Origin of the sequence: Methylobacterium sp. 1030 (assembly GCF_040544715.1) — a bacterium.
Taxonomy (GTDB): domain Bacteria; phylum Pseudomonadota; class Alphaproteobacteria; order Rhizobiales; family Beijerinckiaceae; genus Methylobacterium.
In genome coordinates this window covers 47923-53922 of sequence record NZ_JBEPKM010000030.1, presented here as the reverse complement: position 1 = coordinate 53922, position 6000 = coordinate 47923, and the positions used below count along the sequence as shown (strand labels likewise).

Here is a 6000-nt window from a genome sequence, read left to right as displayed (position 1 = left end):
CGCTCGCGAACCTCAGGGGAAAAGGGTGGGGTATGCTTCGTCATGGCTCCAGTCTCTCAAGAGTTGGAGCCTCCGAAAATCCCGGGGCGATTCAGTGACACAGCCCGATGACGCGGAACTCTCCGGGCAACTGGTCCTCTTCTACGCGGCGATAACCACCTCCGAGGACGAGGCGCTCGCCATCGTGCGCCGTGCCGTCAAGGCGGACGCAGCGGTCGAGCCGACGGGGGGCCGCTTGTCTCAGCAAACGGCCAGCGCACTTGTTCTGGAAGCGGGCCTCGCGCGGGCCCTCTGACACACGCAGGCAAACGCGAGTCCAACGACGGGGCTGGATGCCGCGGTAATCCCGCTCGGGAGCGGTCGCCGATTAATGCGAGGTCCCGCCCTGAGGACTTATCCGCGATCGGGGCCGATTCCATGGCCGAACTGGACCTTCGGAAAGCGCGCGGCGTTGTGCCAACAGGCGGCAAGCTGCGGCTTCGAAGAGGTCCGCACCGCAGCGGACGTCACCCCTCCGCCGGTCCTGCCATCTCGCGGGTCCGCTCAACCATCGCAAGCAGCACCGTGCGGAAGGCCTGCTGCTCCCGCGAGCACGCGCCCGCGTCATCACCACGCCCGAGTTCGACGCGCAGTCCGTCGAGTGCCTTCTCCCGTCGTTCCGCACCGTCCGCGGGCAGGTAACCTGCAGCGGGGCCTCCTGGGCGGCGGCAAGGTCGTCCCGGTCCGCCCGACCGACCGACCAGCGCGAGGTTCGTTCAAGCACCCCTCGTTTTCGGTCATGCATCAAGCCATCAGTGACCGCGCGGGAGTGGCGTCCGGGGCATCAGACCCTCGACGCGCAGCCTCAACCGGGTGGCGCGGATTGCCTCCACGGTCCGCCAAGGAACATCCCTGGCTATGCCCTCGGTCTCGAGCTCCGTGAGCTGATCAATCAACTGTCCCTGCTCCTGAAGGCCGGGGTGCTGCGACATGCGGACGATCATCCCGATCAGCTTCCGCATCACTGGGCACATCAGCGGGCGAACGAACTCTACCATACCGTGCAGCCATGGTGGTCGGACATCGCCTTAGCCTCGACCGCTGGTCTTCATGGCAGCCGAGACCGTACCCTTGTTCGAGGGCGCCGCCGCGTTGGTCTTGGGCACGGGCTTCTTTGGCTTCTTGGTCTCGCGATTCCCGCGTTTCTTGTCCGTTGCCATGATCCCGCTCCTCGATACGCGTGGCAGATTCGATAACGACCTTCACCCCTCCGACTTCGGCTGGTCCGCCAGCGCCCGGATTGCGGTCGCGATCGGGAAGTCGAACGCGCCGAGCACGGTGACGAGGCGGCTGCCGGCCCAGAGTTCGGCATGGTGCCCGGCGATCAATCCCTTTGCCTGCCGCTTGGCGTCCCCGTCGTCGCGGGCCGTGATGATCGAGGTCGCGACCACGCCACCGCTCGGAGCGAGCCGATGAACCTGATAGGCGCGGCGCGCGTGCCTCGAGCGGGGCTTTGCGGGGAACTTGATGAGGTCTGCCATGCGCGCCTGTCCGTTGCAGGCGGGGGCATGAACCCTCAGCCACCGGAGCCTGGAACAGCCGATCCGGTGATCTCGGCACTCTGCGCCTTTCCGATCGACAAAGATAGTCCTGACGGGGACGCGTGTTCCCGCATCCTGCCAAGATCTCGGTAACGCCGCGAGCATGGGAAGCATCTGTCACAACCGCTTGAACGGCGGAGCCGGCGCGAGGCACTGAATGTTCGCGCGTGAACAGCTCTTGAGACCCGTCAAGCGACGGGAATGTTCGCGAAGCGATGATTGACGATGGCCGGAAGCAGCTAATCCGAGGCGTACCATTCCGACATTAATCTTGAGCCGGAGCCGCCTCCCCCCATTCCCGGTCCTGCTCCGCGAGCAAGGCGGCACGACGGGCCGCGAGCGTCTCCGGTTCCGCCGCCGGAGCGTCCAAGGGCGCCTGGAGAGGGAGAGAAGCGATCGGCCTGTCCCCTTCCAGGACGCGGGCGATGGTCGTGATGATGCGATCAACATCGCTAGACATCACGATGCCCGTGCCGATGAGTTCGAGGCGTGAACGGCCGGCCAAATCCGCGCAGGACCCTCCGGCGAAGCCGAGCGCTGCGATGTCGTCGGCGTGCAGAGGCAGGCGTTCGACCAGCATGTGCCGCAGCCGTCCGAGCCTTCGCTCGCCGGTAGCCTCGGCCGTGTGCATGTCGCGGGCGCCCGGCACCCAGCGCGCCAGCTCGGCGAGGATGAAGGTCCGAACGCGTTCGACGCGGACCGGGCCGAACTTTCTGATGCTGGCGATCGCGTCCGGTGAGCTCTCGGCCAGAAGGCCGAGATCCCGGTACCCGGCCTTGCGCAGACGGGCCCGCAGGGAGGCCGTCAGGAAACCGCGGCCCAATCCCGACGCTGAGAGCAGCTGAAGCGCGTCAGGCGGCAGGTCCTCGAACAGCGGGAGCCTCGCGCTGATTTCGCCGAAGAGGCTATCGGACCGGGTTGTGCGACGTGATCGGCCGGGCATCGCCGTCGCCGATAGGGCTACTTCCAGCGCCCCGCAACGCTCAGCCATCGCGCGCCGTCACGGTGCCGGCTTGCCCACCACCGTGTGACGACGAACGAGCGAGGCCCGACCCAAGAGCCGCCGGTCCGCCTCGGAGCGACAAAGCGGAGGCGCGGCTTTCCACTCCGTTGACCACGCTTTAAACGGGCGCGTGCGAGGCCGGGATCCGAACCGGCCGCTCCTCAGGCGGCGACGCGAACCCGCTCCGAAGCCTGGCCGATGGCGGCGATGACCGCGTCCGGCGCCAGATGCTGGATCATGTGGCCCAGGCCGGGCACGACGATGAGGTGACTGTCCGGCAGTTCGCCGTGCAGGCGCTTCGACTGCCGATCGACATCGGCGATCTGATCGGCTCCGCCCACGATGATCACCACCGGGAGCCTCAGGTCGCGGTAGTGCTTCTGAAGCTCGGCCGCCGCCGGCGTCATCAAAGCGGCGTCCTCTGCTGACGCCCGCAGCTGGATCGGCCGCAGCATCATGGCCTTCGGGAACCCTCGGTCGAAACGCTCCGTGACCGCGGCCGGCGCGAACATGGCCTTGAGCAGGGCGGGCTGCAGGATCCGGCCGATCACGGGCGAGATCGAGTGGCGCATCAGGTCCCCGATGCCGGGGAGCGCCACCGGGGACGCGAGCACCACATCGGCGTGCAGCGTCGGGTAATAGTACCCGGACGCCAGGACGAGGCTGCGCACGAGCTGCGGGGCCTGTAGCGCGAGGGCGACCGCGACCAAAGCCCCCCAGGAGTGTCCGAGGACGACGGCTTGGGCAACGCCGAGCTGCTGAAGCGCCTTCTGGAACAGCGTCGCGTGAGCGCGCGGCGTCCAGAGCCCGCGCGGGCGGTCGCTGTAGCCGTAACCGGGTCGGTCGAAGATGATGACGCGGTGGCGCTCAGCCAGATCGTCGACGATGCCGCTGGCGAGAAAGTCCTGGATCATCATGCCGTTGCCGTGGATCAGCACCAGCGGCTCGCCGGCCCCCCGCTCGACGTAGTGCAGGCGCACGCCATCCACGATGAGGAACGCGCCGATCGGTGGCGTCCGTCGCTCGGCCTGCTTTGCCTGGGCGGCCGCATAGAGGGCGGACGCTCCCAGCGCGGTCGCGGAGCCGAGCAGGGTCGGAAGCAGCCACGCTGTTCTTGAACGGCCTGTCATGGGATTGATCCTGTTCACTGGAATGGGGCGTGCCTTCCGATTGCCGAGGGACGGCGAGTCCCCTTCCCGCCAACGGGAGGAGGCGCCGGTCCGCCGTTTCCGGCGCGGCAAGCGGACGGTGTCGGCAGGATGACGTTGGCAGGGCGCTCGGTCGGCGCCGCCAGACGGCACGCGGGACGCATGGGTCTCGGCGCGGCTCCGGTCGGTCTCGCTTGAACAGGCCGAAGGCTCTTACATGCCCGGCGGAGCGATGACCCGGTTGGAGGCACTGCCGTTGCGGTGGCGGCGCCTATCGCGCGGCCTGCCAACGCACCGTCATCCGACGAAGGGCTAAATCGCCATTCGTCTCCGAAGCGCCCTCCGAATCGAAGGATCGGGCCGACTGGCGTACGATCACATCGTCCCGCGTGATCGACCAGTCGAACCGGCCGGGCTCCTTCGCCGATGGCATGACCTGTAACTTGTGGGGATTGGGTCTGAAAACGATCATCTGATCTGTTCAATGCTCCGATAAGAACCGTTTCTTGATCTTCCAGGACCGAGATTGTCGGTCCTTTGGCAGTCACGCCGACGGCGCCTGACTTGTTTCAGTCGCGGAGGCGGACGCATGCTTCCATGCCTCGACGCTGGCTGCCGTGCTCGCCAGTTGCGACGCCAAGTATTGCAGCGCTTCCGTGCAACGACCGTCCTCGCGGCGCACATCGGCAGCGCGAGCCCGATCGTCGCTCGCCGCGACAAGCGAGTCTGCAACGAGCGTCAGTCGTTCGGCGACGCGCCGCATCGATTGCGGCCCGGTGAAGCTGGTCCGCGCATCAGTGGCGACGGCCTGAATCAGACTTCCGAGATCAGGCTCGAGAACCATCTCCCAGTGCTGGGCATAGTTTGACGCCATCATCTGGCACTTGGTGAACCAGCTGAACTCCAAGCCTGTAAGTCTGGGTTGAGCCATAACGCACTCCTTGCTGAAGGGGCTGAATTCACGCGCATGGAGACAGCCGAAAGCCGCTGTCCTGCCGAAGCGCCGGCAGATGACGTCACCGTTTGCTCAGGTGGCCCCGCCGACTGGCGACGTTGAGACGCTCCATCATGTCGAGGGTCGTCCCCGAGGTTCGGCATGCCGGGAACTCAGCGCATCACCTGCTGACTGACGTCAGCACGCGACAGGACCCGCGTCCGTCCGACGACACAGTCGCGCGTCGCGGCGATCGCACGCAGGATGCGGCGATCTTCATAAGATGGTGTGTCGAAAATATTTTACTAGATCCAATAAATATAAATCTGGCGATTCATCGCAAATTGCAAATTTGTCCGGGAAAACACGAAACAGGCGCCGATATGAACGAAATAACTTTCTGGGCGTTTTCAGTACGCAAGCTTCCGTTGCTGCCGTCAAGGAAATCCGCCATGCTCAATCAGAAACGTTTTGGACGCAAAATATCGATTCCCTCGACGATGGAGATCAAGCGCGATCTGATGGACATGGCGCATGCGGACACGATCGTGAAGTCCTTGAAGAGTCGTGGCCTGACCAGGGACGAATTCGAGGACGTGGTTTCGGGCCTGGCCGCTGATGGTCTGCTTTCGCTGGAGCGATCTCAGGTATTGACCCTCAACTTCGAGCGCACAGACCCCCAAAGCCCAAGTCTCGTGGATAATCGTGACGCTCGATAATCTGAGAAAGCGACAGCGAAGTGGCTTGGAGATGCGTGCCGCGGATGGCTCTGTCGGCGAACGCTTCGGCAGACCGTGGCGCAGTCTCGTGAGCTGACGCTTGTCGCCAGCCCCCTCGGGAAGTGTCGGCGGGCGGTGCCGTGCAGGCCACGTTGTTGCCGAGGGCTCGAATAAGGGTGCGATCGCGGGCAGCATGACCGCCCAAGGCAACGGCACGTGACACGCATCGTGAGGATTGGTCCTGTGCCATTGTCGGGGCCCCAGCCGCCGACCTGCCGTTGTGCACGGACGAGACGCGCTTGGCCGAGGGGCGGAGGGATGAACGCGGCATCGGCATATCTGCCGGCTCGGCTTGATCAGGCCAGGATGACCTCGATTAAATGGCGGTTCGCCCAGATGGACGTGATGGTCCGGTCGATCTCCCGCAGAAGCAGTTCCGCGGCGGCTCGGGTCTCCGGGCTATTGAGCCGGGCCGGCGACGATCCGTGCCTGCTGGGCCCGGCGCAGCTCGGCCGCGGCGAGGTCCTGTTCCGCCTGTGCAAGGATGTCCCGGAGGTAGGCGTCGGGCAGTGTCGGCATGGTGGCAGCCTCCCGTCCATGACATGGATCCCGCCGC

7 protein-coding genes are annotated in these 6000 nt (G+C 65.6%); 2 read left to right on the top strand and 5 right to left on the bottom strand.

Features of this window, described 5'->3' with window-relative positions; translation table 11 throughout:
- The coding region (locus ABIC30_RS29270) for a hypothetical protein (protein WP_354456542.1) at positions 1–295 on the top strand (295 nt) is incomplete at its 5' end.
- A gap of 496 nt (positions 296–791) precedes the next feature.
- On the opposite strand, the gene ABIC30_RS29265 is transcribed toward ABIC30_RS29270, so the two are convergent.
- From ABIC30_RS29265 to ABIC30_RS29245, 5 genes are all read right to left on the bottom strand, one after another.
- Entirely contained in the window at positions 792–1001 is a 210-nt protein-coding gene (locus tag ABIC30_RS29265; protein WP_103986542.1) for a hypothetical protein, read from the bottom strand.
- A 240-nt stretch (positions 1002–1241) separates the two neighbouring features.
- A complete protein-coding gene (locus ABIC30_RS29260; RefSeq protein WP_042675125.1) occupies positions 1242–1520 on the bottom strand; it encodes a hypothetical protein in 279 nt (92 codons plus the stop codon).
- Positions 1521–1845: 325 nt separating this feature from the next.
- Positions 1846–2571, bottom strand: coding sequence for a hypothetical protein (locus ABIC30_RS29255; RefSeq protein ID WP_234083213.1), 726 nt, complete (start codon positions 2569–2571; stop codon positions 1846–1848).
- A 173-nt stretch (positions 2572–2744) separates the two neighbouring features.
- A complete protein-coding gene (locus ABIC30_RS29250; protein ID WP_020096515.1) occupies positions 2745–3713 on the bottom strand; it encodes an alpha/beta fold hydrolase in 969 nt (322 codons plus the stop codon).
- Between the two features lie 562 nt (positions 3714–4275).
- On the bottom strand, positions 4276–4662 hold the full coding sequence (locus ABIC30_RS29245) for a hypothetical protein (protein WP_146074101.1): 387 nt from the start codon (positions 4660–4662) through the stop codon (positions 4276–4278).
- A 137-nt stretch (positions 4663–4799) separates the two neighbouring features.
- Here ABIC30_RS29245 and ABIC30_RS29240 point away from each other — a divergent pair, with 137 nt between their 5' ends.
- Positions 4800–5384 (top strand): hypothetical protein, encoded by a 585-nt coding sequence (locus ABIC30_RS29240; protein WP_128083421.1) that lies wholly within the window; start codon positions 4800–4802, stop codon positions 5382–5384.
- Positions 5385–6000 lie beyond the last annotated feature (616 nt).